Source organism: Terrimonas alba (genome assembly GCF_042434975.1).
Classification (GTDB): Bacteria; Bacteroidota; Bacteroidia; order Chitinophagales; family Chitinophagaceae; genus Terrimonas_B; species Terrimonas_B alba.
The window spans coordinates 391,062-418,014 of the sequence record NZ_JBHMQM010000003.1; the positions used below are offsets into that span (position 1 = coordinate 391,062).

Below are 26,953 nucleotides of genomic sequence, written 5' to 3' on the forward strand. Positions count from 1 at the left end.
ATCAGATTAACTGCTAACTATTACACATTACCTTTACACTTTTCGAAACGCTGTATGCATTCAATTCTGCCACCAGCTGTGCTACCCTTGTTATTACAAACTGCGGCTTTTCTTTAAACAACTCTACCCTACCGGTAATGCAAATATTTTTGTCAGCAAACAACTCCTCTGAAGCTTTTTCGAATTTCTTTCTCGTCCTCTCCCATATTACGGCGGTTAGTAATTGCTGGGGATAGACGGCACCGATATTTAGAAACCTGAATCGGCCTCTGTGTCACCGACGAAGTTTACACCTTCTTAAGACACTATAAACCCGTTTAGTGGTTCATAAAGGCGACGGAACTTTTTTTGGACACTCACCCGGGAAACAAATTAGTCAACCGTAATCGCCGTCTTGACTTCCACATGGTTTTTTGTGGAAACATTCTTTGAAATTAAAAATTCGAGAGCCTTGGCGAAATTGGCTAACTCTCTCCTTTCTAACCGTTCAATATTTTCATTTTTTCCCAATTGATCCGGCGGCATATATAATTTGATTGTATGCACAAGAGTATTTAATGTAGTCGGCACGTCAAAAAGATCGATTGTAATTTCGCCCTGTTCATTTTGGCCAGGCGGTTCTACTTTAAACACAAAAGGATACCCTCGCCGGGTTGAGGACATCGAGCCTGTCATAGCATTTTTCAATGACTGCTTTTTATTATAAAGAATTTTAAAATCCTCAACGCCATTGTCGTCTAAATCCGCTGGGATAATGACATGAAACTTAAAATCTTTTACAATAATCTCCTTTGCATCTGCTCCATCGCCTGTTTTGATTTTACCTGCTGAATGAATGTCCTCACATACTTTTTTAATGAAACTATAATAATACCCTATAGCCAACGCGGTAGAAGGAAGAAGTCCCAAATCCGAAGATTCTGAAACTTTGGTAAGCTCCTTTTTAATATGATTGCAAACTACATCCAATGAATTATACTGGCCATCTTTCCACACAAACTTATCAATGGTAATGCCATCAAGATCAGATGGCAAATCGATGCCTTCCTCAGCCAGCATAAATGAGTGACCGAGTCCTGTGGCTCCAAGGAATAGACCAAATTCAAAAATTACATTATCTCTTGCAACTGAATACGTCTCACCTCGTTCAATAACAATGTCATCTTTCATTGCAACCAAAATAGAAAAATCAGCCATTCTTGCCTGAACGATCAAGGAATCTAAATTGCTCTTGTTCCTGGTAAAGGCGTTAGTCCATAATATACAGTCGAAAACATCTTCAAAGTAATTTTTGACTTTTTCCAAAACTGGCAAACTTTCTCCTGAAGACCCGAGGAATAATCTAGGTTGCATTCTATAATTTTAAATATTACTAATAATCTTTCATTGCCTTTTCAAAATAGTTATTTCGAAGATCCGACTTACAATCAAGTATCAGCTGATCTAAATCTTTTTTTAACAGTCCACAATGGGGCACTATAGCGTCGTCAGTTAATGGATTTTCAGTGCCGTTCGGGCTTTTAACAGACTTCCGAAAAGATGGATCGCTAATCATTTTATCCAATTGAAATGAAATATTTTCTGCGATTGATAATTCGGAACCTCCTACATAATACAATTTGGCATTTTCCACAGAATGCACAATGGAAGTTAACTGAAAACTTGAAAGCTCTATTTTTTCATCAGAATCAACTTTTAAATTTTTAATTAAACGAACTCCTCTCCTTGAGCCGTCATTTGTCAAATTTCCTTTGCTGTCAACGCTTCTAATATGCGCAAAAGGATAGTCAAGTTTCGTTCGTTGATGCAGATTAAAATCGTATAAATAGACTCCCCGCCAATATTCATCCCTATTCGCCTCATATTCTTCTAAATTATACCAATAGCAAGGCATAATGTCTACTTTCCTTCTAAGATTTTTATTATAAATGGTTATCGCTTTACTTCCCGAATCATCTACTTCATCGTATATTCTCTTTAAGATTTGTATCGCTTGCCGCCTTAGTTCTTCTATATCAACTTTAGGATCGCCTTTATACTTATCCGATTCAGCAAGCTCTTTCTGCTGATACCAATAACTGGCGATTACAGTTAGCAAATCAATGTCACTATGGGTACGAATATTTGTTTTAGTCATTACCGATCCCTGATGCCGGTAGTCTCTACTAAAAGTCAAATTAAGTCCTCTTTCCAAATGATTTTTTACATTGTTGGCGGCTTCAATAGTCTTTTCATTGTAACTATTTTCGATTGGCTGCATGGACTCGGCTAAATATTTTAAATCCTCGGGTATTTGTGCCTTTAAAAAGGATTCTGATAATATAGATTTTTGGAGATCGGGGTCAAATCTTCGTCCCCTGAGATTTTCTAATCTTCTTTGATAATTTAAGGCCATTTTTTGAATTAGTCGTTTAGAGAAAAAATATCGAGAATTTGCAAAGGAAAAAAAATAACAGCGGTTACGAATATAATTTGTGTAGGGATATTTATGAAGTTTCAAATATGCACACTGTGTGTAAAATCAATGTGAATAGTGCCGAAAAACGCTACTGCATTGGCTTTGCTGACTTTTGCACTCTTTTTCCTAGCAAGATATCTCTTCGGAGACTGAAAACATTGCCGGCGAATTTTATTACTAGTTCTTGTCTTTATCGTTCATGAAATTAGTTTGAGGAATGATTTTTTTTAATAAGGTAGTTAATAATTGCGCTACAAGTGATCAAAACCAGCATTGCCTCATCTTGGGTGGGATTACTGACTCCATTTGATCCCCCGCCATGGCGGACCCCTTGAGCATCGCTTGCGTAACCATATAATCCATCCAAAGACTTTTTCAAGGCTGAATGCAAAGAATAGTCCTTTTCCAGAAGCTTGAGAGATTCTCCGAGGGTAGCTTTTGGTCTGCCAGTAATGACACAACACATAGCTTCAACCGCACAAACAGACTCTTTAATAGAATTTTTATAGTCGGGATTCTGCCGGTCTGACAAATACTTCAATCCCTTGGCCAAGTGACTTTTAATAGAAGAATATTTATCCTCAATATTCAAAGAAAGTTCTATAGCTTTAATTTCTTCTTCAGTAGTAATTGGAGTCAAAACTCCATTAATAAATCGGTAAGCGGATAATTCCTTCTCAAAAATCGAATTACAATAATCCTGAAATTCCTTATTTGTGTTAGAATAATCACTTTGATAGTTTTCGCATACAAATTCTAAAAAATTGTATACTTCATACCATTTAGTATTAAAAAAATGTTGCTTTATTTTTGCAATGAAGGTTCGGGTGTCCTGATCCAACTCATCAACCCTTTCCTTAAAATAATCTAACCACAGCGCTAACCAAAAAGTTCTTACCTCTTGAGGACATGATCGGAAACGTTCATAAACAAAAAGGTCCCAATAAAAGTGATATAATGCATTCCACAATGCATTGAGAAGATCTTTGTCAATTGATTCCTTTTGGATAATTGATTTCGGAGAAGTTACCCTTATTCTATCGGAAAACTTATTCATTGTCGTTCTAAATTAAGTGATCAATAAACAAAAGACCCAGGTAAATACCCAGGCCTTAGCAAATTATTGAGCTACGCTCAATTTGTTAAAGTTAAATCGCTTTTGCCAGTGTTCTAATCCTGTTTTCTGCTACACAATTTGCTACACAATTCACGTCCATTCGTTGAAACCACTACCAGTATTGAGTTTCGTAAAAATAAAAGTCGGAATGACTGAACGGAATCGAAAAATTTTACTTAACTAATATAACAAATTGATTTTAAAATTTTCCAAGATATGTCCACCCCAACGTAAATTGATATCACAACGGCTTTTCCGGCCAAAAATCTTTCGGAGAACATTTAAAAAGTTTTGCAAGCGCATTTATATGATTGACGTTGTACTTTGCTCTCCTTTTTGGAGTTTCGACATGACCAACAAAACTGTCGCTCATGTTCAACTTTTGAGATAGTGCGATTTGGGATAATTTCTGCTCAATTCTTTTCTCTTTTACTCGTGCAATAATATATTTTTCGATTCGTGTTAGCTCCGCCATTTTTTAAATGGCAATTGAGAATATTTGCACTAGGACGTCAAAGGTACCTGTACCAGTATTTTATTTTAAAAGCGTATATTTGAACTAGACATACACAGGTATGTTCTGACGAAAATTATTTTTGCGAATTCTTCAAACGAATTGAAGCTTTCGCTTTGAGTCTTGTACTGAAACCTCGGAAATTTCAAGGACACAAGATGATAAGCAAGAGCTCACGTTTAGGCGTGGGCTCCCTTATTTGTGTCCGGGCTCTCCGAGGGCCTCAGTACAGTAAGCGGAGACCTGCGCCATTTTTTTGCTTTACTTCGCTCGCAATAATGATGATGATCAGGGCTACACTTAAAGACTCAATCATGCTTAACCTGTTTAACTGTTGCCTGCTTGAGTCTGCGGCCGTCACATATTGCAGAAGCACATATTCTTTCTTTTCAACAGGGAGAGGAAAGGGGGTTTGACTACTATTTTCGCCAATGGTATCCATCGCTTTGCTTCTTTGCCAACCGGTATATTCAACAACCGCAAGCCGCGGAAGAAATAGTAAGCGATGCTTACCTGAAGGTTTGGAAAAGGCATGCGCAGTTTACCAATGAAAAGGTGCTTCGCTCCTACCTGTACACTACAGTGCGCAATGGCTGCCTCAGCTGGCTGGAAAAAGAAAAAAAGATCGTTATTCCTCCTACAACAGCTCCCGATAAAACCATGCTGGAGCATATGATCCATGCCGAAGTTATGCAGGATATATACCGGCACATGCAGGCGTTACCGCATCAATGCAAAACCGTCTTTACCCGCCTGTACATTGATGGCAAGTCGGTAAAGGAAACTGCGGAAGAAATGAACCTATCCGTGAGCACGGTGAAAACACAAAAGGCCAGGGCCCTTGCTTATATTAAAGGCAAGCTCCGTCCCCTGCTATTGCTATTGCTGCTTTATCCATTCATCAATGCCTGATGGCTGATTATAGCATCGCTATTACAATCAGCATTTAACTCCACATCACTGTTCCCACTTGTTCAAAGTATGACGACTAATGAGTAAATTTAGATAACCTTAGTCCTGTCCGCATTTAAACTACGCATACTTATTTCCTGCCGTGTCAATAAAAGCCAACGAAAATGAAGCAACCATTGTTTGCTATGCTCATTTTTATGTTGCTGCTTGCCGCAGGCAGCCCGGTCATTGTCTTTGCCCAGAACTATTGCGACTCATCACTGCTACAGCCTGCCGGCAGTGCCCTTGGCTACCGGCCCCGCGGTGATCGCTGTGAAGGCACTTATGCAAAACCCGTTGGTGGCACTACCCTGCTGGTAGCTTCCTTTGCCTCGGTGGCCGCCACTATTAATACCAAGAACGGCAGGCCCATCCTCATTAGTTGGAGCCAGCCACCTGTGAAAAGCAAATTGCATATCCGTGCGCAGGGCATCAAACGCCGGTTGTATTATCGTATGGATACCATGCACCCGGCTGATTCATTGCGCTACCGCTGGCCCAGCGCTATTCTCAGTTCCCTCAATATTTCAAGCAGAGATATTGGCATCACCGGCACTATTCGTTGCAAAGTTGGCGGCGCAGATAAAGAAGTGTACCTGCTCCTGCGCATCAGCCAGGATAATGAAAGGACAACATCGGGTAAAACAGTTTTACTGTTATTACCGGGCACAGAGTTAAAAGAAGTGTATGTCAGCCTGGCGCCAGTAGGTGCAGATGGAAGGCCCGGTCAATTTATCAAAGAAGCGGAAAAGCTGGGCTATGGCTATTACCCGGCAGAGCGGGGCATCGAGATCATACTGCCGGTGTTGCCTGCAAAAGGATTTTATTACCTGGAGATCGGCGCCACACTGATCAATGGTGGCGGCTCTGGTTTTGACATGTTGTTTTATAACGGAAACTGATTGCAACTTTCAATTACTACAACATTGCCGAATAAGAAAGATCATAAACAAACCAAACAACTGAAGGCTTTGCTGGAGGAGCAAAGCAGGGCCCTTGCTGATGAAACATTGCAACATGGCCACGTACCGCCCTATAAGATGGAACCGCTGGAACGGCTGGTGAAGTTAAAAGAGATCCGGTCCGCAGTTACTTCACCGGCGTTATATCGCTGGCAACTGCTGGTGGTGCTTTGCGTGACATTGGCCCTGCTGAGCATCCTGTTTTTTGCCCGTGTTCGCAGCACGGAAGTAGAGCTGGATCTTTCGTTAACAGAGCTGAGCTTTTGCAGCAGCCAACCACAAGTGCTCACCAACCTGGTAACCCTTTCGCAACTGGGCGCATCGGGTTTGAAGAAAATAGACCTGCCAACATCCACCCGTACCGAAGCCATGTCTTACGAGTCTCCGGATGGAACCACCTGTTCTATTCGCCTGTCAGCTGATTCACTGGCCGGAACGCTTACGCTGGCTGCTATTACCATTCCGGCCGGTACAAGAGCCTGGTTGCGCACCACGGACATACCGGGGCAATACCGCTTATCTGTTAAAGGCAATATCAATGCTTGCCGTGCCGATGTGATGGGCCGCGTTGCCATTGGGCTGCCGGGAATGATGAATGATACGCTGCAATTTTTATCACCGAAAGGAATCATGCTTTATCCTGATGCCGCTGACGCCAATTTTGATATCCGGAAAGCCAATGGTTCGGCGCCGCTGTTTCCTTCGATGCTGAAAGCCGACAGCATTTTGCTGTTCAGCTTTGATGAACATGTGGAAGCTGATCGTACCGTCATTCGCCGGGTATCAAGTATTGAATCCGGAACCATCTATTTTGAAGCACTGGGCGGAAAAGAACGGCGCCTTCGTCATGGTGAGGAAATACAGTTTTCAACATCATCGGGCGAGATCCGTAAGCTTGAAATAAACGGCGATCATATTCGCTTCATTTATCACGGCCGGGTAAGCGGCATGACAACGGGCAATGATGATAACCGTAAAAACATCATGCCCACTTACCTGGAATGGCTGAAAGCGAATCATGGCCTCTCCTTGCTCTGGGGCTCTGTATTGTACATTTTTGGTTTTGCAATTACCATTTTAAACTGGTGGAAAAAATCAAAGTAACATGAAACCTTTTCAACAGCTTCAACGCCGGCTATGCTGGTGCATTTGCCTGGCCGCCTTGTTTTATTTACCTGCCGCTGCGCAGGACGACGATGATAAATTTGATTTCAACAAGGAACTTGAAATAACCAGTCAATTGATCGTAATGCTAACTGCCGATTACAACGGCGTACCTGAGTATGGCGCCGGCATTATTTGCGGCCGAAGCAAAGATCGCTTACTGATCGCCACGGCATATCACATTCTTCATCGCGGTGAGCAGCTACCCTCTAAAGTGCAGGTAAAGCTTCGGTGGATGCCTGACAAAATGTTTGAAGCGAAAATGCTGAAACATGGTGATGAAGCTACGATGGACCTTGCCATCCTGCAAATAGATGAACCCGCCAGGAAGGGCATCGATATTTGCCTGATTCCTTTTCACCGGTTGAGCAGCCTGGTGCCTAAACGCGGACAGGCCGTATACCCGATTGGTAACCCCAATGGGGCGTCGTGGGCGCTGCCTGTTGCCGCCGACCGCATTTCGCAGATCAATGATAACAACGTAATATTTCAATCTTCGTATATCAGCAGCGGTCACTCAGGTGGTGGCCTTATCAATGCCGCCGCACGGCTGGTAGGAATGACGGTTGCCGATGAACCGCCTTATGGCCGGGCATTAAGCATGCCGGCTGTTTTGAAGATGATACGATCATGGGGATATGCATTACAACTGGACACGGTATTGCGCGGAAAAAAAATTTACCTGCACCTGGCAGCGGAAAAAGGCGATGTAAAGGCGATCAACGAACAACTGGCGGATTGCGGCTCGGCCAATGCCCGCGATTTTCATGATGCCACTCCCTTGCACTATGCGGCGCTAAGTGGCAACGTGGAAGCAGTGAATATTTTATTAAAAGCAGGTGCAGATATAAATGCACGGGATGCGGATGGCGATGTGCCGCTTGAGTATGCCATTGAAAAGGGCCACCTGGAAGCGGCGAAAGCCCTGGTAAAGGGTACAGCTATTAATGAGCGGAACGACCAATATAACACGTTGCTGAATATTGCCGTTGAACAAAAGCAACCGGCGATAGCAAAACTATTGATTAGCGCAGGTGCAAAAATCAATGATCAAAAAAATGGTACTTCTAGTGCACTGGAGGATGCCATAGGGGCAAATAATATTGAAATGGTCAAGCTACTGATTGAAGCAGGTGCCAAAGCAGATGCCCTCATGCTCCGCTACAAGATTAAACAAAAAAATTATACAATGGTGAAATTGGTATTGAAGGCACTGATTGACTTAAACGGCGAAGTAGAGAATGGCACATTATTACATTCTGCAGTATACGAAAAGGACTTGGAAATGGTACAACTTTTGGTGACCGGGGGGTTAGATATTAATGCACCGAATAGCAGGAAATGGACGCCTTTATTTAATGCCATATGGTATAATGGAACAGAAAAAGCATCGGAAATTGAAAATTATCTCTTTTCCAAAGGCGGAACTCTCAAAGGTGCAGATGTACACTCTTTGGAATCCTTATTACTCCATAGCGTAACCTATGGACGACTTGATGCAGTAAAGGAGTTGCTGGCCGACCATGTCAATCCCAACTCAACAGGAGGAAGATCGCTGGTATACTCGCTATTACATACAGCTATCAATGATAGTAATACGGCCATTGCAGGGGCGCTGATTAAAGCGGGCGCCGATATCAACGGGGAATCCTATGGCGTGACACCTGTTGAAAACGCCATACGCACAGGCAACTTTGGCATACTAAAACTACTGGTTGATGCCGGAGCGAATGTAGACGCAACAGGTAGTTCAACAAGTGCCCCGGTTTATAAACTGATTTTTGCCGGCAATATTGAAGCCTTTAAAATGTTATATAAGGCCAGCAAGAAGCAGGATAAACTGGACAAGGCTTTTGCTTATGCCTGCCAGGAAAATCAATTGACCATTGCTGAATACCTGCTGAAACAGGGTGCTGAATCAACTAACAAACTAACGCCAGAAAAGCTTAATAAAATTTTTGTTGAGGCTTGCGAAAAAGGCCGCGCTTCTGTAGTTGAATTCCTGCTGACAAAAGGAGCCAACAAGATTGAAGGCGTAGAACCTGCTATTAAGAGCGGGCAAAAAAATATCATTGAAACATTCCTGAAAAAAGGGATGGCGCCTAATGTGTTACTACCAGAAGATGAAAAGCCCCTGCACCTGGCTGCTGAATATGGCCAGTTGGATATTGTAAAACTGCTTGTCAATGCCGGTGCCAACGTAAATGAGAAATCCAAAGGCGAAACGGCCCTGAAACGTGCAATCGAGCAAAAAAAATTAGACTGTGCAAAATTTCTATTGCAAGCCGGCACCCGTATCAATACTGGAGACGAAAAGGAAGAGTCGTTGTTGTTTACTGCCGCCAGGTACTTTGACCGGGATATTTTCCAGGAATTGCTGAACAATAAAGCCAATGTAAATGTGGAAACATGGATGGATGGCCCGCTGTTAAACTATGCCGTAGAAAACGAGAACGTGGATTGCATCAATATGTTGCTGAAGGCTGGCGTCAATATCAACGCGAAGGACAGGAACGGCAAGAACGCCTTGCATATAGCAGCTGCGTCTGATTCAAAAGATGCGGCAACAATCATTCAACTATTACACAAAGCCGGAATTAACATGAATATTAAAGATGACGATGGAAAGACTCCATTGACCATAGCGATTGAAGAACTTAGAGAATCTAATAGTAAACTATTACAATCGCTGGGTGCCAAATAAGAACAACCGCCTTGTTCATTCTTCAAAATAATTATACAAAAAAAACTTCTCTCATTTGTAGTCCTCCGGCTATTTTTTGCTGTCTTATTACAAAGTAATTTTAGTAAAATCTCTACCTTAATAGTATGAAACAACCTGATTCATTGACATCGCAGCAACAACAGCAGGCTGAGCGGGTAGCCTACCTGGTGAGTGGTTTTCTTCGTCAATCACTGACGGAAGAAGAGTTGGACGAGTTGGATGCATGGATAGTGGAGAGTGACGATAATCAAATGCTGTTTGAAGAACTAACCGATCCTAAAAATATTGAGGCCGGTATGCGCCAGATGGAAGGCATCGATACAGAAAAGGCGCTAAGAAAAATAAAATCGCAGATAAAGGTAAAAGAGGTGCAGCCTTCATGGCGCAAACGGCACTACTGGACCTACGGCATAGCAGCATCGCTGCTGCTGGCGACCGGGCTCTTTTACTTCAACAAAGCCGGTAAAAAGAATGTGCCGGCCGAAAACACTTCGGCAATTACCGACTTACTACCGGGTGGTAACAAGGCTACGCTGCAATTGGCAGATGGAAGCATTGTAAACCTGCAAGAGCAAAAGAGTGGCCTGCTTAAAAATGAAAACGGCGTGCTGATCAATAAAACCAATGATGGCCAATTGACGTATTCCGGCACTGCCACCAGTCCGCAGGATATAGAGTATAACACACTGGTGACACCAAAGGGGGGGCAATATCAGGTGATACTACCTGACGGCACCCGTGCCTGGCTGAATGCCGCTTCTTCTTTAAAATATCCTGTAGCCTTTACAGGTTCGGAGCGGATAGTAGAGCTGGATGGCGAAGGTTATTTTGAAGTAGCAAAGAATGCCGCTAAGCCATTTAAAGTACGGTTGAGAAATGAAACGGAAGTGCAGGTACTGGGCACGCATTTTAATATCAATGCTTATGATGATGAAGACCGTATTCGCACCACCTTGCTGGAAGGTACTGTAGCGGTAAGCAGTAAAAAAAACAAACTAACCCTGGCTCCTTTGCAACAGGCGGTAGTGCATAACAACAATGAGATACTGCTTGATAAAAACGCCAACACTTCAGCAGTAATGGCGTGGAAGAATGGCCAATTTGTTTTTAAAGATGCCCCGATTGAAAGTGTCATGCGGCAGGTCGCCCGCTGGTATGATGTGGATATAGACTACGAAGGAAAAGTGACTTATCACTTCAATGCAACGATCGATAGAAATGTACCGGTGTCAAAACTTTTCAAACTGCTGGAGATGACGGACAATGTACATTTCACTATCAAAGGCAAAAAGATCATCGTACAACCATAAACAGATTTTATACCTATGTAAAACCCGGGGTAATCTAAAAAAAACCGTTCCGAGTAGTGATCGGAACGGCGAGTATTTGGGTTAACCCATCGAATAAATTCGACACAACTGTTAATTGTTTAACCCAAAAATCAAAGGTATGCAAAAAGCCCTTTCGCCACCACCTGGCCCTGAAGTAGCACGTGCGGCACCCACCACGAACCCGGCCGCTCCTAACAGCACTAAAAAAAGATCATGGTTTAAATGCTTTATGATGATGAAGCTGGTTATCGCTTTAATTACACTATCGTGCCTGCATAGCCATGCCAAAGGCTATGCTCAGGCAATCACATTATCGCTTCACCACGATCCGATTGAAAAAGCATTTGCCCAGATCGAAGCACAAACCGACTATGTGTTTGTCTACACACGGGAAGAAATAGTAAAAGCTACGCCGCTCACTCTTGCTATTAAAAATGAAGAGCTGAAAAAAGTGCTCGACATCTGCTTCACCAATCAGCCCCTCACCTATTCAATCGATGGCAACCATATCGTCGTTCGCCGGAGAAAACAGGAAGAAAAGCCAGTACCCATTCATGACATCAAAGGAAAGATCACTAATAAAGACGGCGAGCCGTTGCCGGGCATAACTATTTCGATCAAAGGATCGAAAACGATGACAGTAACCGATAGCAAAGGTGAGTTTGGATTTGAGGATATAGAGCCGTCGGCCGTACTGATCATCAGCGGCGCTGAAATAGAAACCATCGAACGAAAGATCAACGGGCTGCATCTTTTGTCGATCACCGTGTACAGCAAATTAAGTGAGCTGGACCAGGTAATGCTGATGGCCTATGGTAAAACGACGCAACGATTGAATACGGGTAATATTACCCGGGTAAGCAGTGCCGAGATCAGCAAGCAACCGGTGGCTAATCCACTCGCCGCAATACAAGGCAGAGTGCCGGGATTGATCGTTACACAAAGCAATGGTGTGCCGGGATCATCATTTACGATTCAAATAAGAGGAAGAAATTCGATAGCACAGGGTTCCACCCCACTACTCATCATTGATGGTGTGCCCTATGCAGCGGGTAATAACTATTTGAACCAACTGACTTCAGCCATTGGTGTTCCTTTTGACAATTCAATCCGCGGAGGTGGTCTGAGTCCTTTCAATTTGGTGAACCCGGATCATATTGAAAGCATCGAAGTGTTGAAAGATGCAGATGCTACGGCTATCTATGGAAGCCGTGGTGCAAATGGCGTCATTCTTATCACTACACGCAAAGGACAACCCGGTTCCGTTCGCGTTGATGCCGCGGTGCAAGTGGGTGGCAGCCGGGCTCCAGCTTTGAAGATGATGAACAGTGAAGAGTATTTAGTTATGAGAAAAGAAGCTTTTGCCAATGACGGCATCACGCCCAACACTACGCCTGGCACTTCAGGCTATGCACCTGATATTTTATTGTGGAATGCTGCCCGGTATACTAACCTGCAAAAAGTATTGATTGGTAAAACAGGCAACTTTAGTCATGCACGTGCCAGCGTATCGGGTGGCACTGCACATACACAATACCTGGTTGGCAGTTCCTATCGTCATCAAACAACAGTTTATCCGGGTGATTTTTCCGATGATCAGCGTTCCTTTCATATCAGCCTCAACAGCAGCACTACCGATAAAAAGTTGGGCATGCAGTTAACGGCTAATTATGCAACGGATAAAAACAACCTGCTGGTAAGTGATCTTACAAATTATTTGTACTTGCCGCCCACACTCCCTTCACTATATGATTCGACAGGTGGATTGAACTGGGAAGAAGCAGGTGAATCTTTTTTTAATCCGCTAAGCCCAACACTGCAAAAGTATTGGGTGAAGAGCGATAACCTTGTGAGCAACCTGCAGCTAAGCTATAAACTTGTAAAAGGATTAGAAGCACGGATCAGCACGGGATACAACAATATTCACTCCGATGAAAATGCCCACATCCCTAAAGCCTCTATCGACCCGCGGCAAAGTGGTAAAGCATCAGCGAGCTTTGCCAGCAATACATTAATGAGCTGGATTGCAGAACCGCAGTTGGAGTACACTCAAAAAATAAAACGCGGGACATTGACTGCACTGGCCGGTGGCACCTGGCAGGCCATCGATAAAAAGCTTGTATCACTAGCGGGACAAAATTATTCCAGTGATGCATTGCTGGAATCAATAAATGGCGCAGGTACCGTCACCAGCCGCAACAGCAAAACAGATTATCGCTATAATGCGGTGTTTGGCCGCCTGAATTATAACTGGGACAACCGATATATTGTTAACGTCTCAGGCCGGCGGGATGGATCGAGCCGCTTCGGTCCCGGCAGGCAGTTTGCCAACTTTGGTGCAGCGGGTGTAGCATGGATCATCTCCAATGAAACCTTCTTTAAAAAAAGTATGCCGTTCTTCAGCTTCTTTAAACTAAGAAGCAGCTATGGCACTACCGGCAATGATCAAATAGGCGATTATCAATTCCTGGATGCGTGGAGCCCTACTTATAATGGATACCAGGGGCAAACCGGGTTATATCCTATTCGGCTCAACAATCCTGATTATAGCTGGGAAATAAACCGAAAATTTGAAGCGGCTGTCGAAATGGGATTTTTGAAGGATCGCATCTTACTCAATATTTCTTGTTATCAAAACAGAAGTTCCAATCAACTCATCGGTTATTCGCTGCCCATTCAAACAGGTTTTTATTCAGTGATCAAAAACTTTGATGCACTGGTGGAAAACAAAGGATGGGAAATCAGCCTGGTGTCAAAGAATTTTCAACAAGCAAATTTTAAATGGGAAACATCTTTCAATATTTCAGTCAGCCGCAACAAACTCGTCTCCTTTCCCGGGTTAGACGCCTCGAGCTATGCGTACCGGTATAAAGAAGGCAAATCACTGTCCGTGATCCAGGGCTTTCAATACCTTGGTGTAGATGCAGCGACAGGTGTGTATCAATTTGAAGATATTGACAAAGACGGCAATATTTCTTTTCCCAATGACTATGTCGTGCTGGGAAATACCGACCCGCGTTTTTATGGCGGCTTACAGAATACACTGAAGTATAAAAATCTTGAGCTTTCAATTTTTCTTGAGTTCAGAAAACAAAAGGGCCGAAATCATTTATACAATCAACTGTCCTATCTTCCGGGGAGACCTTTTAACCAGCCTACCGTTATGCTGGACCGCTGGCAACAGGCCGGTGATAACAGCGAGATTCAAAAATATACCGCGGGATTCGGTGACGCCTATGTGGCGGCAGGGTATCTATCATCATCCGGAGCTATATATAGTGATGCCAGTTATATCAGGGGGAAAAACATCAGCCTTTCTTACTTGTTTCCCGGCATCGGCAAACACAAACGGCTATCCTTAAAAGCTTTTATGCTGGCGCAAAACCTTTTTGCAATCACTGGCTATAAGGGGGCTGATCCCGAAACGCAAAACCTGTATGCTCTGCCGCCTTTGAAAACGATAACGGCAGGCCTGCAAGTGCAGCTTTAAAACAAATGAGTTATGAAAAGAGTACTATTTTATATAATGCAGATAAAAGAGGTGTTTAAGGCAATTACACTAACAAGAGGATTAGGCTTACCGCTCATTTCCCTATTGATCAGTGTAACTACTTCTTGCAAAAAATTTGTAGAGATAAGTGCACCCAATGACCAGATCGTTGCCGTCACCGTATTTGCTGATGACGCCACAGCTACAGCTGCCATCAATGGTCTATACAGTAACATCATGGATTTTAACAACTCGATCCTCAACGGTGGCATCACCTTGTGTGTCGGGCTGAGTGCAGATGAGATTTATAACCGCAACTCTAACCCGGAAGATGATGCATTCAGAAGTAATTCGGTGCGGCCCGAAAGCGAAAATGTACTGAACTGGCTTTGGGCGCCCGCCTATTCACGCATTTATCACGCCAATGCGATCATTGACGGTTGTGCCAATTCAACGCGGCTTTCTTCCACTGTCAAACAACAGGTGACAGGGGAAGCAAAATTTATAAGAGCCCTTCTCCACTTTTACCTGGCGAATTTGTTTGGTGATGTGCCGCTGGTTACAACGACTGACTATAAAATAAATCAATCAACGGCAAGAACAAAAAAAGAAGAGGTGTATGCACAAATCATCAGTGATTTAGTAGATGCAAAAAATCTGCTACCTGATACATATATAGCAGCTGATCGAACCCATCCTAATAAATGGACTGCTGTCGCATTGCTGGCAAGGGCATATTTATATAACCGGGAATGGAATAAGGCAGAAGAAACAGCCAGTGAAATCATCGACGCTGGTAGTTATACACTGGTTAATGATCTTGCAACTGTATTTACCAGTAACAGCCAAGAGATAATTTTTCAACTGGCTCCAAGCCCCGCGTTTTACTCGACAGCCGAGGGCCTTGCTTTTGTACCAGGTGCTGCACTTATGAGCAGACCGGCATACCTGCTGACTCCTGATCAATTATCTTCTTTTGAAACCAGCGATAAGCGCAAACAATACTGGACAAATGTAAAGAACGTGAATGGAATCGATTATTTCTATTCTTATAAGTATAAAATACGCAGCTCAACCATACCCGCCGATGAATACAATATTGTGCTACGCCTGGGTGAGCAGTATTTGATAAGAGCGGAAGCAAGAGCGCAACAAGATAAAGTTTTGGAAGCAGCCGCCGACATTAATATTATTCGTTCGAGAGCGGGGTTATTACCAACTATAGTCGCAACAAAAGAAGAATTATTAACGGCTATTCTACAGGAAAGAAGAACGGAACTCTTTGCGGAGTGGGGCCATCGCTGGTTTGACCTGGTAAGAACAGGAAATGCCGATGCTGCTCTGCAAGCATTGAAGTCGCCCAACTGGCAATTGACAGATACTTTATTTCCATTACCGATAAGCCAGTTGAAGTTAAACACCGCCCTGAAGCAAAATCCAGGTTATTGAAATTTGTCAGTTCGACAACGGGCCTAAATCCTTAGCTTAAACTATCAGTGCATGAACTATAAAAAAATTTATAGCTATTTGCTTATTGCTATTACTCTATCGGGACCAACCTCTTTTGCCCAACGATTGGACATTGGCGATCAGCTTCCCAACATCCAATTGGCGAATGTCATAAACCACAGCTCAACGACATTGGATTTAGGATCGATCAATAAAAAACTGATTATCCTGAATTTTTGGGCCACTACCTGTTATGCATGTATTGATGAGTTCCCCCGACTGGATTCATTGCAACGGAAATACGGCGATCAAATTCAAATAATAGCCATTAATCCGGAAAGCAAGGACTCTATTCTGAGGTTTTTTACCAGATTTAAAAAGTTACGAATTCCGTCTATACCATTTGTTACGGGCGACACAATCATGGCTAAACATTTTCCACACCACGGCGTTCCTTATCATGTATGGGCTGATAGCACTAAAAAGATAAATTTTACAACATTTGGATGGAATGCTAATAGCAGAGCGATAGAACAATATCTGTTGGGCAGAAAGTTGCAATTAAGCACGATCCGCTACTCAGATACCATGTTTATTGAAACCTCCCTAAAAAGTCCTCTATCAGACAACATCATGTTCCATTCACTGCTCACCCGGTGGATCCCGGGGATCAGTGTCGGCAACGCTACCTATGTAAACAACGAAACGAACTATCCGTATCGAATCAAACGCAGCAACTCATCTATTTTAAGTTTGTTCATCGATGCTTTTAGCGAGGGCGGACGTTATAATTTTCAATCACGAAATGCGATTCAATTAAGAAACGTTCCACTGGAGATTGTTGATTACCCTGCTGATATTTATTTATTTGACGACTGGAAGAAGGAGTATTGCTATAATTATGATCTGCAGGTGCCCCCAAAAGACACAGAGAAAATTTATCGATACATGCAGCAGGACCTAATACGCTATTTCGATATTAACGCCGCGGTTATAACCAATAAAATTGATTGCTGGGTGATCGCCAGGACCAGTAAAAAAGATAAGATAAGATCAAAGGGACAGGCCTCAAAGTATAATCACCAGGGAATACATCGCGATTCTTTATTTTACTATCATAATATGCCAATGACATCATTTATTGGTGGGCTTCAAGACTTGCTTGTCTATAGAGAAATACCATTTCCTCTTGTAGATGAAACAGGATATACAGGGAATGTGGATATTGGTCTTAGCCTGTACACAGATAAGAATATGACCCTCGAAGCTTTGCGTAAGGACTTAAAAAAATATGACCTTGCCATCATTCAAAGAAAGATTGCTATCCCAACTTTAGTATTACAGAAGAGATGATAAGATTGAACGGGAGACCTCGTTGGTCTCCCGTTTTTATTTCTACGGATTGCTTTTCATGATAGTGTGGTTGCCAGTAGCAGCTACATCGCCGACACTATAGCCAGGATCGGTGTTGTAACCTCTGACACACTGTGTAGACGTTTGATTTTGACAGCCACTGGCGTCCTGTGCTGACTGTTGTGTACGCTGCCCCAATACCTGCGTCACCTTCGAATCCAGCGGATTGATTTTATACCAGAAAGGATCAGTCACTGATTTTCGTTCAGGCACTGCAGTAAATGCACTCAGGCTAATTGCTAATACTATCGCAAAAAGGCCCAAAAGATATTTTTTCATATCAATAAAATTTAATTGGAAAAATTGTACCTACTCGTTTATACAGGTTTTCGGCTTCGCCTGTTTGTTGCAACAAAAAGTTTATAAATGATGGAGGGAAATAAGGCTATAATTGCAATAAGTATAAGGATTAGATTAAAGTAAACATGCTCCCGCCAGCTAAGCTTTTTCAGCACTCCACCGCAAGAACAAGGCAGTTCCGGAGAAAATACCAGCATGTAAACCAAATACAACGTGAAAACTGTCATTAAAAGCAAGGAGGCTTTCAAGCCGACGGTTCTGGTAGAAGGAAAAAACAAAAGGCCTGCAACTGCAAGTTCCGCAGCCGGCAACATCCATGCAATAATATTGGCATAATTACCAATTAATGGGGATGCACCTAATACAAACTGGAATGTTGAAAATTCGAGCAACTTGCTAAACGCTGTGTAGGCAAACAACAAGATAAAAATAGCTGATACTCTATCGATGTAATGGAAGAAAAAGTTCGCTGTCGATGATCTTTGCTTCATAGATCAAAGATCAATCAGGTTCAGTGTTTGATCCAAATTGAATGATTGAGGTTTCAGTTCTACCTTTTAAGGTTTCGGGCTTATTCCTTCTTTTTGCGATTGATAGAACCTGGTGTCATGTTAAAGAGATCACGAAACATATTGATAAAATAAGAAACATGGTAGCCGGTTTCTGCTGCAACTTCTTTTACCAGGTAGCCTTGTTCCAGCATTTGCCGGGCTTTTCTTAACCGTTTGGTCTGAAGATACTCATATGCGCCCACCCCAAATACTTTTTTGAAGACAATCTTAAAGCGATATTCACTTAATCGTACCATGCGTGCAAGTTCAGGAATAGTAAAATGTTTACTGATGTCCTCAATGATTATTTTCTCCGCCTTATACACAGCATCAATCTCCCGTTGTGTAGGATGCCCGTTTTCCGGCAGCACCTGGCTCCATTGTACAAGGAAATCAATCAACATGTCTTTGATCCGGCTGATGAAGAAGTGCCGTCTCAAATTGCCTGTATACCGGCAGTGTAAGATAGAATCGAGATGTTGCCGGATGCTATCATTCACCCGCTGCCCTTCAGCGCTGATTTTCTGAAGATCCATTTCGGGGAATAAACCAATGGCTTCTTTGACAGATTTCGAAGAATAACACACGTCGACATAAGTATATTGCAAGCCGGCATCATATTGACTGATAAATCCTGTTGGATGCAAAGGAATTTTTGCAAACTCCCCTTCTTTTAATTTCCATTCCTTTGTGTCTTCTACCTTATGTGTGACAGGATGCTGCAGCGATATGCGAGTATATAAATCTTTTTCACTGGCCCTTGTTCGAGTAATGAACCTTTGCCTGATCTCCAACACACAGTATTGAAACAAGTAATCCTCCTCTTTGAATTCCTGTATGAAATAACTGCCAAAATATCCTTTGGCAAACTTCATCACAAAGCCTGGTAAAATAAGGCCTTGATATCCCGGTGGACGTGCTATTTCAAACTGTAATTGTTCGCCGGATAAGGTTTGTATGGTCGGACTCAAATGCATTTTCACTGAATCTGGTCATACAATAAATATAAAATTAAATGCTGAAATTAATTGAAAGATAATATCGATTATACAACTTGCTTAAGATATAAAAAAAGTAATTTCAAATATTTGATTAATCAAATGATTCATCCATTACTGTTTCCATACTGCATATTTTTTTCAAGCAAAGCAAACTGGCCGGCCACATATAAATTGTAAAGTTGGAGCGCCATTAGATGGCTTACGAGCACATCATGGCTGGAAGAAGCCCGGGGTTCTAAATCATAAGCCGGTGTTATGCTGATGTATGGACGATGAGTGTTTCTTCGGGTAAACCATTCACTGTCGGAATGAGTATGCCCGGAAACGTAATAATTCCAAAACTGAAAATGTTCTTCCTTAAATTTTTCCAACCTGTTCTCTTCATGAGACCAAAACCTTTCCAATTTAACGATGTCGTTTACACCTTGTCCAAACAGGCTGGCATGATTTAATAAGCCGCAGTAAATAAGCTGTGCAACAAATTTGGGCTTGATTACTTTGAAAAACGTGATTTCCTCCCCGTCATTTTTAAAGTCGTATTGACTCACGTTATCTTGTAGTGCGCTCCAATACCTAATGCAGATGGAGAACCTGCGCTCAATTGCATTATCCTGCCCCTTCACCTGGTTTAGTTCAGCAAGCATAAAAACGTAGGTATGCAGGGATTCAGTGTTCATGTGTTCCCCTTAAACTGGATGTAAAGGTAACCTTCCTCCCTATGCACTATTTCCTTATGACAACATAAAAAAATCATCTAAGTGATAAACATAACAACTCCTAATGGTAAATACCTATATGAAGAAGTGCAAAGTTTTAAAAAGGGACACCGCATAAAGTAAGTTTAAGCTAATAAAAAAGCCTCCCGCAAGCAGAAGACTTTTTTGTTAACACCAACTAATCTCACTTCAAAATTAATTTTGTCCCGGATGCGCAACAAATAAATTCCGTTCGTAGCCTTTCACCGGTTAACAGATGCGAAATAAAAAGCTCTCTATTGAAATTCGATATAATCATGACACGAAAATTAGACGTTAATTCTTCCTGAGCGGATTGATCAAGCGTGAAAACATCAATAAAATTTGGGTGTAAAAACGCTTGTCGCCTGTGCCACAGTCAATCTATATTTGAGCATAGGAATACAAAGAATGGAGCAAAGAATTAAACGGCAAAGGCTATTAAATTCTGCCAAAGTGAGTCTTGCATTCTTTAATACGATTGACAATTGGACGATCTCTTTCATAACAGTGTGGTGTCGCGGTTAACCCCCACAAAAAGTTCCCTGCCAGGGAACTTTTCTTTTTATTTCCGTGGGGATTGAAAGCACAGGAGCAATTAATTTTCTGGAGGAGGCATTCGATGAGCAACTGGCAGGGTTTTTCTCGTCAGAAATTAACGTTTCAATGTCAGCCATGGAAAATTCGTTCAATTTTCTATTGATATAATACCTGGCAAACAGTTGTTGATTATTGTTAAAACTCAAGATAAATTTTTTTGGTTATTAGCATTCCGTCGAGCCCGCATTTTGCCAAAGCTCTTTTGTTGTTGTGTGATGTTTTCTTCATTGTATTTTTATTGGGTAACAATTAAAGTTGTCCATTTGAAGGAAATTAATGAATACCAGGTACTCCTTCATAAATTAACAAACGTAATACATCGGCGTCTCTCAGGTACCAGCTTCCCCATGAAATAGGAGTATCACCATTGGCGTCTTTCATGGAAGGTATGGCGCCAGCATCCAACAACAATTCTATAATGGGTATATTTCCGAATGCTGCGGCTCTGTGTAGCGGGGATTCTCCTTTGAGGTAAGCGTCACGCATAAAGCAAAGAGTCGGTTTACCTGTCGTGGTTTTTTTATTGACATCTGTACCTGCCGCTATTAAGATCTTCACAATTTCTGTCCTGTCGTCCATTTCACTCGTCTTGCTAATTGTATAATGCAAGGCATTTTCTCCTGTATTTGTAAAAGAGAAATTAGCGTCTTCACCTTTATCTAATAGCCATTTAACTGAATCTACCTTACCATTAAAGGCGGCATTACAAAGCAGGTTAGCATCATCAAATGATATTTTTGCGCCTAAGTTGTAAAATAAATCCAGTGCTTTTGTGTTGCCTTCCCAAGCAGCAGAAAATACGGCAAAATTACCCCAGGCATCGGTGTAATTTATATCTGCACCTTGGCTAACCAAATTTTCGACAGTCATTAAATCACCGTCAAAAGCTGCGGTCAACATTCTTTTATTTAAATTGTCCATTTTATGTTTTTTGTTAATCAGTAATACTCTTTTGTTATAGTTGTTGATGTATGTCTTTTTAAATATCATGCAACAATATAATTGTCGAATGCATGAGTATTACATTTCGTTAACCCTTCCTTCGTTAGGGCTTTGCGTTTGGCGGGGTATTTGGAAAACGTTCAGCCCGGAACTGCTGCCGATGTAAGTTACTAAAGTTGAAAATATATTCGATTGCTCCTCTGTGTTCAGTCAGCCGGATATGCCGGAGATAGTAGCACTAAGCTGAGGACTTATTCGTCGCCCCCGCTGACGCAAAACCTCGCTGTTGTGCGTTCGTGCTATCAAATATTTCAGGTACTTCCATTACAAAATAGTGTTCTGTTTATCAGAACTAACATTTATAGGTTATTTATCTATGTTATTCTATTATTTTTTTTATCCAATACTTCACGAATGACGTCAAGCTCTTGCCTATAAGAATCGGTTAGGATAAAAGGTTTTAGTAGGGTAAATCATGAAGTGGCCATCCTATTGAAGAACTAGCTGGATACGTCCATTGTTTATGCAAAGATGGTCCCAGGCCGGGTTCATTAAAAGAACTACTAAATGCCCCCCAATAACCATTAAACTGCATTATGATTGTTGCTCCGTCATATTCCAATAAAGGATGTTCTACTTCGCCCAAATTTGGAGGCGCTGAACAAAAATATTGGTGCACACTTTCACCGTCGTGGTTAGGTGCAAGTGAATACTTCCAGAATGAAGTGGGATAAAATTCATGAGCACCATATTCAATATAGACGACCGGATGGGTGAATTGCATAGTCTGGGGATCTTGCTTGAACCGAACGATATTATTTTGTGCCTGGTCTAAATTCCTTGGAAGATTGACATCAGGGTTGAACTTAGCATTTTCACCCGTGATTTCCTTAATAGTGCTCGAAATGGTCTCATTGGTTTTCGCTGACATGTTAAAACGGAATTCTTTTCCATGTGCGTAATGAAAAACTGTAACTATTGTATCTTCTCCACGAGCAGGATTAGGATCATACAACACCTGTACACTTGTCCAATCTCCCTCGTGGTCTGCATTACGAGGGTCGGAGGTAGCGCGGTTATATCCGAAAAATTGCCAGTATTCAACCTTATAGTATGTTTTGTTTTCAGGCATATTAAGATCGTGCACATCTTTTTGAGCAGATGATTGGTTATAGGGAACAACATGCCCGTATAGCCCCACGTTGCGTTTTGACTGACATTCATCCCAAGAACTGCCTTTTCTCGCATCGTCAGTAGGGTCAATGTGAAAAATGGTAGGAACTGGCTTCGCATGTGTAATAAGCGAACTTGAAGTAGGATGAATCGATGTAGGAATGCTGAACAATAAAGCTTCGGGATTTTGAGCCAGGGCAAAATTGGTCACTTCGACCGGATCACTGTCCTCGTTCGTTCCCGTGATCAGCCTGGCTCCCCTTATATAGGTCAGCACATCTGTAGGACGGTAATCCTCTTCAGCGTTGCCGTCTTTTGAAAAATAAAAGTAGGGTGCGTATTTATCCAACAATCTTTTTTCCTCACGATCATCAATGCCATCTAAGTCATTATCTACGAGATCTGGTGGAACGAAATAATAAAACAAATCCTCAGAATAGTGGAATCTTTGTATTGAAAACCACCCCCGGGGCTGGGAAAACCTATACTGCCTTTTGTGCTGTAAGTAAAATATAATTCGTAAGTGCCGGGAGGAAGTGCATAACTGTGAAATTCACTTGAAAAATTTTCATTTGGAGCGATTTCCGGAACTGTGTTCGGAAAGGAAGCAGAAGAGAGAAGTGTAATATTGCCAATCCTGGCCGTGATTTTTCCAGGCAGAGTCATGATCTTGTTTTTGAGTGTATATTTAAAAATGACTTCGCTTCGTCCTATCATAGTAGTCTGCACCCAGTTCCCGGTGGCTGGATCGTACTGACCGGGATCAATTGAATTGAGTTCAATGCTGAATGGAAAAAATTTTAGCTTCATCGTTTTTTCTGTTGGCTCGCCACAGGAGATTAGTGTCAATACAACTAAAATGTAGATAAAAGGAAAATAAGGCTTTTTCATATTATTTTTTAGTAAAGTTTTTTTGGCTACTCTATTTGGTTGTCGGCGTCTTCGTATTTGTTTTTACTTTGTCGTAAATTCCTTGATAAATGGAAACATGTAAATGTAAAAAGTCATTACTGTTGCATAAGCATGACGCGCAACAAAGTCGTATTTGCGAAAGTTTTTCCATTCTCTTCTCATATTCTCAAGGATATATCTTTCCCCCAATCCTCTCAAATATTTTCCAGAACGCGCAGTTCTGAACGGAGTGTAGCGGGCAGAAGCGGACTGTATCGGAATACGGGATGCGCTTCGCCTGCATGATAAAATGCTATTTCTCCCGGAAGTCTTTTATGACCAAACATTCCGCTAAGCCGCACAGCATAGGGCGTATTTACGACCCGGGTCTTACAATTTCCAAGTTATGCTTTTACCAAATCATCTAAAATATTTTCCTGGCTGCACATTTCTGAACGGAGTGAAGCGAAGGGGAATGTGCTTCAGCCTACCTGGAACCGGGGATGAGTAAAAATATAAAAGTTCATCGTTTGTTCTAAAGACAGCCGGTATTCGTCTGCTGAAACTGAAGCTGAGACATTTTGCTGCCGATTGCTCTTCCGTCCAGCCCAGCTGTTGCATACTCATGTTAGCGATTTGTTGTTTTTTTATTATGTTATTTCTGTGCCGTTTGATTTGTTATTGTTTGCATATTATTTTTTGTACCCTTAATCAAAAGCCACAGCATGAAAGCAACCTCTCCTAACATTGCCGGAAAGGCAATTTTAAAGGTTATATCCTTGTATTGCGGGAATAATAAACCTATGATGCTCAAGACTACAAGTGCGACACCGTCGATAATCAGCCATACACCTAAAAAGCGTGGAAGGAACCGTGATCTGTACGTTAGAATTCCCAACGGGAAAAGCCATAAGCCCCAAAATAGTACCAATGCCGAAACAACAGAATCGTTGATTTTGATAAATAGTAATGACAATTCTTGCTTCTGGCTAAGATCAAATGTCTTCAATACTTCTCCTTTTGCAATCATAAGGGAAGTAATACTAAATGCCTCCGAAATTATTGATAGTGGAACTTGCACGATCACGAATGCAAACAGAAGTCTGGCCTGGCCCTCGTTTACCGATTTGAATAACCGATAAAAAATCAATACCATAAATATCCATATGGTACAATTGACAAGACCGTTCACTATACTGGTTCGAAATAAAATTTCATTGGATAAAATATCTTGTACAGCGGCAGATGCATCGCCCACCAGGTTAATTTTTGACGTTACATAATACATAGAAAATAGGCCTGATATTATCCAAAACAAATAAAGCAGGCCAGCGAGTCTTGCTATGCTTTTACGAGAAGTCATTTCATTTTCCATATAAGCAGTTTCATTTTTTAGATTTTCTCATTAGTGTGTATTTGTCGCTCCACAAGGTAAAGAAGAAACCGGCCACACACTTCTTCCTTCGGTTCCCCTGAGTACTGCATCGGAAAGAAGCAAGGCGATTTTGTGCCGAGTGTTATACTTACAACGTTACGGCTTTCTGCTGTGCTGATATTCCGTGTTCCTTCGTCCCGGATTGCAGTGAGTGTGAGATTATGCAGATTCTACTGGTGTTCCAGAACAAGCGTATCAGGCATTAAATCCACATTGTGATATACCACGATTTTCCAGTCAGCGTTTTGTTTTTGAAAACCTGCAGCAGCCTCGTGTGAAGGCGGCCTTTGACATCAATATGTACGGCCTTCAGAGTACGGTTTTTTGAAAACTCCGATATCCAGGTGAGTGTTTCTACAATGGCGATGCCGGGGCTTAGAAACCGGAAGGATACCACTTGTTGGTGCAACACAGTTTTGTTGAACATCCCTTTGAAAATATCAACATGCCTATCGAGAAATTCTTTAAGCCCGGTGAAAAACATGCCCCGTATATTGGTGAATGTCCCGATTTCTGAAAAGTGTTTCGAGTAAGTATCGGTCGTCACCGTTGCTCCAAGAACTTACTTCTTTATTTAAAACAGTAAGAATGGCTGTTGAGTCTGAACAGCTCTGTGCTTTCGCGTTTTTTGCTGAAAACAGGGTTCCAAAATTACTGTCACAATCGTTGAATATCTTCTTTTCAATTGATTAATATTTATTTTGAAGAAGCTATTTTTTGATATTTTCTGTCAAAACATTTTTGCTATCACATTGCCTATTGAGTGCCAAAAAGGGGTGTCTCTGATATTCCAGATAATTTTATTCAACAACACGAAGCCCAACACCAGGACAAAGGGGCTGATTCGTTTTGTCCGCCATGAATCCACAACGGCAATTGCCCCTACAACGATCACAATAATGTTTCTGGAAATGTCAATACTACCATCACGACTTGCATCGAGGTAGACTCTCAACGTTCTGCCCAAAGCCGGGCTAAGCAACAAAAAAGCTGTACCACACATAAACCGACTGTGTAGTGCTGGTTTATGTGTGTAAAAAATGGCGAGCAAATACAGTATAGCAAAGAATATCATCGCGGGCACGTCCAGCGCCATCCTTCTTGCAACAAGTGCTATTTGTCCACCCTGGGCTAAAGTACGATGCAGGCTGGAATGGATAACTAAATACATTGAGAGCAGTACCAATGGTGCTAGTACATAGCTCAGGCGACCTGCCAATCGATGAAGTTTCATTTTCCTTTTCAGGATAAGAATAGGCTGCACCAGCAGCATGAAGAACCAGCCTATCATCATCATGCCATGAAAATGTATTATCGTGCTGAAATGCATGACGCCGCGGCCCGGAACGTTGTAATCTTTAAACTTTGGGAAATGGCTGATATAGGTTTTATAAAAGCCAATATGAACCAATATGATCAACAGGATAATGCCGATGATCATTCCGCCAGTAAAAGAGTGAGAAATGAGCGGACTATTATGATGAGTTGCTCCTTGTATTTGATCTTTGTCCTTCTTCACGGAAAATGGCTTTAATAATATTAATTCAACGTTTATGGTTAGCTGGTTAATCCCCCAAATGACGTAGTTAAAAAATACCAGCTTCAATGGATATCTTACCATTTTGAATAAGTCAGTAGCAGGGTTGCGAATAACATGATTATTATGATTTTATACATCATTTTATGCCTGTTTGCCTTCTTCTTGAAAATCAAACCGCATTTTCATTACTTTGGCAATACTCCAATCCGCCA

22 protein-coding genes are annotated in these 26,953 nt (G+C 41.9%); 8 read left to right on the forward strand and 14 right to left on the reverse strand.

Going from position 1 to position 26,953, the window contains the following annotated elements; genetic code table 11:
- Positions 1 to 372 precede the first annotated feature (372 nt).
- The 4 genes from ACFEL9_RS10660 to ACFEL9_RS10675 form a co-directional block, all read right to left on the reverse strand.
- Positions 373 to 1,353: an STING domain-containing protein gene (locus tag ACFEL9_RS10660; protein ID WP_385889422.1), complete on the reverse strand. Its 981-nt coding sequence runs from the start codon at positions 1,351 to 1,353 to the stop codon at positions 373 to 375.
- Between the two features lie 19 nt (positions 1,354 to 1,372).
- Entirely contained in the window at positions 1,373 to 2,395 is a 1,023-nt protein-coding gene (locus ACFEL9_RS10665) for a nucleotidyltransferase family protein (protein WP_385889425.1), read from the reverse strand.
- A gap of 268 nt (positions 2,396 to 2,663) precedes the next feature.
- Positions 2,664 to 3,515, reverse strand: a complete 852-nt coding sequence (locus ACFEL9_RS10670) for an AbiJ-NTD4 domain-containing protein (protein ID WP_385889427.1) — start codon at positions 3,513 to 3,515, stop codon at positions 2,664 to 2,666.
- Between the two features lie 301 nt (positions 3,516 to 3,816).
- Positions 3,817 to 4,050: a helix-turn-helix domain-containing protein gene (locus ACFEL9_RS10675; protein WP_385889429.1), complete on the reverse strand. Its 234-nt coding sequence runs from the start codon at positions 4,048 to 4,050 to the stop codon at positions 3,817 to 3,819.
- Between the two features lie 381 nt (positions 4,051 to 4,431).
- On the opposite strand from ACFEL9_RS10675, the gene ACFEL9_RS10680 reads away from it, so the two are divergent.
- The 8 genes from ACFEL9_RS10680 (at position 4,432) to ACFEL9_RS10715 (ending at position 17,514) form a co-directional block, all read left to right on the forward strand.
- A complete protein-coding gene (locus ACFEL9_RS10680; protein WP_385889431.1) occupies positions 4,432 to 5,001 on the forward strand; it encodes an RNA polymerase sigma factor in 570 nt (189 codons plus the stop codon).
- 164 nt (positions 5,002 to 5,165) lie between these two features.
- The gene (locus ACFEL9_RS10685) at positions 5,166 to 5,942 is read left to right on the forward strand and encodes a hypothetical protein (RefSeq protein WP_385889434.1); all 777 of its coding nucleotides are present in this window, start codon (positions 5,166 to 5,168) and stop codon (positions 5,940 to 5,942) included.
- Entirely contained in the window at positions 5,943 to 7,106 is a 1,164-nt protein-coding gene (locus ACFEL9_RS10690; protein WP_385889437.1) for a hypothetical protein, read from the forward strand.
- Between the two features lies 1 nt (position 7,107).
- Complete coding sequence (locus tag ACFEL9_RS10695) at positions 7,108 to 9,870, forward strand: ankyrin repeat domain-containing protein (RefSeq protein ID WP_385889439.1); 2,763 nt, start codon at positions 7,108 to 7,110, stop codon at positions 9,868 to 9,870.
- 125 nt (positions 9,871 to 9,995) lie between these two features.
- Complete coding sequence (locus tag ACFEL9_RS10700) at positions 9,996 to 11,201, forward strand: FecR family protein (RefSeq protein WP_385889441.1); 1,206 nt, start codon at positions 9,996 to 9,998, stop codon at positions 11,199 to 11,201.
- A gap of 139 nt (positions 11,202 to 11,340) precedes the next feature.
- Entirely contained in the window at positions 11,341 to 14,712 is a 3,372-nt protein-coding gene (locus tag ACFEL9_RS10705; RefSeq protein ID WP_385889442.1) for a SusC/RagA family TonB-linked outer membrane protein, read from the forward strand.
- 12 nt (positions 14,713 to 14,724) lie between these two features.
- A complete protein-coding gene (locus ACFEL9_RS10710; RefSeq protein WP_385889445.1) occupies positions 14,725 to 16,161 on the forward strand; it encodes a RagB/SusD family nutrient uptake outer membrane protein in 1,437 nt (478 codons plus the stop codon).
- 51 nt (positions 16,162 to 16,212) lie between these two features.
- On the forward strand, positions 16,213 to 17,514 hold the full coding sequence (locus ACFEL9_RS10715; protein WP_385889447.1) for a TlpA family protein disulfide reductase: 1,302 nt from the start codon (positions 16,213 to 16,215) through the stop codon (positions 17,512 to 17,514).
- Positions 17,515 to 17,556: 42 nt separating this feature from the next.
- On the opposite strand, the gene ACFEL9_RS10720 is transcribed toward ACFEL9_RS10715, so the two are convergent.
- The 10 genes from ACFEL9_RS10720 to ACFEL9_RS10765 all read right to left on the reverse strand — a co-directional run bounded on the left by ACFEL9_RS10720 (position 17,557) and on the right by ACFEL9_RS10765 (position 26,720).
- Positions 17,557 to 17,853: a hypothetical protein gene (locus ACFEL9_RS10720; RefSeq protein ID WP_385889449.1), complete on the reverse strand. Its 297-nt coding sequence runs from the start codon at positions 17,851 to 17,853 to the stop codon at positions 17,557 to 17,559.
- Between the two features lie 38 nt (positions 17,854 to 17,891).
- Positions 17,892 to 18,365, reverse strand: coding sequence for a MauE/DoxX family redox-associated membrane protein (locus ACFEL9_RS10725; protein WP_385889451.1), 474 nt, complete (start codon positions 18,363 to 18,365; stop codon positions 17,892 to 17,894).
- A gap of 80 nt (positions 18,366 to 18,445) precedes the next feature.
- Positions 18,446 to 19,402 carry an AraC family transcriptional regulator gene (locus ACFEL9_RS10730; protein WP_385889453.1) on the reverse strand — a complete coding sequence of 319 codons (957 nt, stop codon included), beginning with the start codon at positions 19,400 to 19,402 and terminating at the stop codon, positions 18,446 to 18,448.
- Positions 19,403 to 19,530: 128 nt separating this feature from the next.
- On the reverse strand, positions 19,531 to 20,103 hold the full coding sequence (locus ACFEL9_RS10735; RefSeq protein ID WP_385889456.1) for an RteC domain-containing protein: 573 nt from the start codon (positions 20,101 to 20,103) through the stop codon (positions 19,531 to 19,533).
- 930 nt (positions 20,104 to 21,033) lie between these two features.
- Positions 21,034 to 21,681 (reverse strand): ankyrin repeat domain-containing protein, encoded by a 648-nt coding sequence (locus ACFEL9_RS10740; protein ID WP_385889459.1) that lies wholly within the window; start codon positions 21,679 to 21,681, stop codon positions 21,034 to 21,036.
- A 481-nt stretch (positions 21,682 to 22,162) separates the two neighbouring features.
- On the reverse strand, positions 22,163 to 23,302 hold the full coding sequence (locus ACFEL9_RS10745; RefSeq protein WP_385889461.1) for a hypothetical protein: 1,140 nt from the start codon (positions 23,300 to 23,302) through the stop codon (positions 22,163 to 22,165).
- On the reverse strand, positions 23,269 to 23,766 hold the full coding sequence (locus tag ACFEL9_RS10750) for a hypothetical protein (RefSeq protein WP_385889463.1): 498 nt from the start codon (positions 23,764 to 23,766) through the stop codon (positions 23,269 to 23,271). The genes ACFEL9_RS10745 and ACFEL9_RS10750 overlap by 34 nt, the downstream gene beginning before the upstream one ends.
- A gap of 655 nt (positions 23,767 to 24,421) precedes the next feature.
- Positions 24,422 to 25,141 (reverse strand): DUF4386 domain-containing protein, encoded by a 720-nt coding sequence (locus ACFEL9_RS10755; protein WP_385889465.1) that lies wholly within the window; start codon positions 25,139 to 25,141, stop codon positions 24,422 to 24,424.
- 262 nt (positions 25,142 to 25,403) lie between these two features.
- Positions 25,404 to 25,685: a hypothetical protein gene (locus ACFEL9_RS10760; protein WP_385889468.1), complete on the reverse strand. Its 282-nt coding sequence runs from the start codon at positions 25,683 to 25,685 to the stop codon at positions 25,404 to 25,406.
- Between the two features lie 246 nt (positions 25,686 to 25,931).
- Complete coding sequence (locus ACFEL9_RS10765) at positions 25,932 to 26,720, reverse strand: hypothetical protein (RefSeq protein WP_385889470.1); 789 nt, start codon at positions 26,718 to 26,720, stop codon at positions 25,932 to 25,934.
- Between the last annotated feature and the right edge of the window lie 233 nt (positions 26,721 to 26,953).

Bases quoted from the DNA above. Each gene is read 5' to 3' on its own strand.
- ACFEL9_RS10660 (WP_385889422.1), bottom strand. From the start codon at position 1,353: ATGCAACCTAGATTATTCCTCGGGTCTTCAGGAGAAAGTTTGCCAGTT.
- ACFEL9_RS10665 (WP_385889425.1), bottom strand. From the start codon at position 2,395: ATGGCCTTAAATTATCAAAGAAGATTAGAAAATCTCAGGGGACGAAGA.
- ACFEL9_RS10670 (WP_385889427.1), bottom strand. From the start codon at position 3,515: ATGAATAAGTTTTCCGATAGAATAAGGGTAACTTCTCCGAAATCAATT.
- ACFEL9_RS10675 (WP_385889429.1), bottom strand. From the start codon at position 4,050: ATGGCGGAGCTAACACGAATCGAAAAATATATTATTGCACGAGTAAAA.
- ACFEL9_RS10685 (WP_385889434.1), top strand. From the start codon at position 5,166: ATGAAGCAACCATTGTTTGCTATGCTCATTTTTATGTTGCTGCTTGCC.
- ACFEL9_RS10695 (WP_385889439.1), top strand. From the start codon at position 7,108: ATGAAACCTTTTCAACAGCTTCAACGCCGGCTATGCTGGTGCATTTGC.
- ACFEL9_RS10700 (WP_385889441.1), top strand. From the start codon at position 9,996: ATGAAACAACCTGATTCATTGACATCGCAGCAACAACAGCAGGCTGAG.
- ACFEL9_RS10705 (WP_385889442.1), top strand. From the start codon at position 11,341: ATGCAAAAAGCCCTTTCGCCACCACCTGGCCCTGAAGTAGCACGTGCG.
- ACFEL9_RS10710 (WP_385889445.1), top strand. From the start codon at position 14,725: ATGAAAAGAGTACTATTTTATATAATGCAGATAAAAGAGGTGTTTAAG.
- ACFEL9_RS10715 (WP_385889447.1), top strand. From the start codon at position 16,213: ATGAACTATAAAAAAATTTATAGCTATTTGCTTATTGCTATTACTCTA.
- ACFEL9_RS10720 (WP_385889449.1), bottom strand. From the start codon at position 17,853: ATGAAAAAATATCTTTTGGGCCTTTTTGCGATAGTATTAGCAATTAGC.
- ACFEL9_RS10725 (WP_385889451.1), bottom strand. From the start codon at position 18,365: ATGAAGCAAAGATCATCGACAGCGAACTTTTTCTTCCATTACATCGAT.
- ACFEL9_RS10730 (WP_385889453.1), bottom strand. From the start codon at position 19,402: ATGCATTTGAGTCCGACCATACAAACCTTATCCGGCGAACAATTACAG.
- ACFEL9_RS10735 (WP_385889456.1), bottom strand. From the start codon at position 20,103: ATGAACACTGAATCCCTGCATACCTACGTTTTTATGCTTGCTGAACTA.
- ACFEL9_RS10740 (WP_385889459.1), bottom strand. From the start codon at position 21,681: ATGGACAATTTAAATAAAAGAATGTTGACCGCAGCTTTTGACGGTGAT.
- ACFEL9_RS10750 (WP_385889463.1), bottom strand. From the start codon at position 23,766: ATGAAAAAGCCTTATTTTCCTTTTATCTACATTTTAGTTGTATTGACA.
- ACFEL9_RS10755 (WP_385889465.1), bottom strand. From the start codon at position 25,141: ATGGAAAATGAAATGACTTCTCGTAAAAGCATAGCAAGACTCGCTGGC.
- ACFEL9_RS10760 (WP_385889468.1), bottom strand. From the start codon at position 25,685: ATGTTTTTCACCGGGCTTAAAGAATTTCTCGATAGGCATGTTGATATT.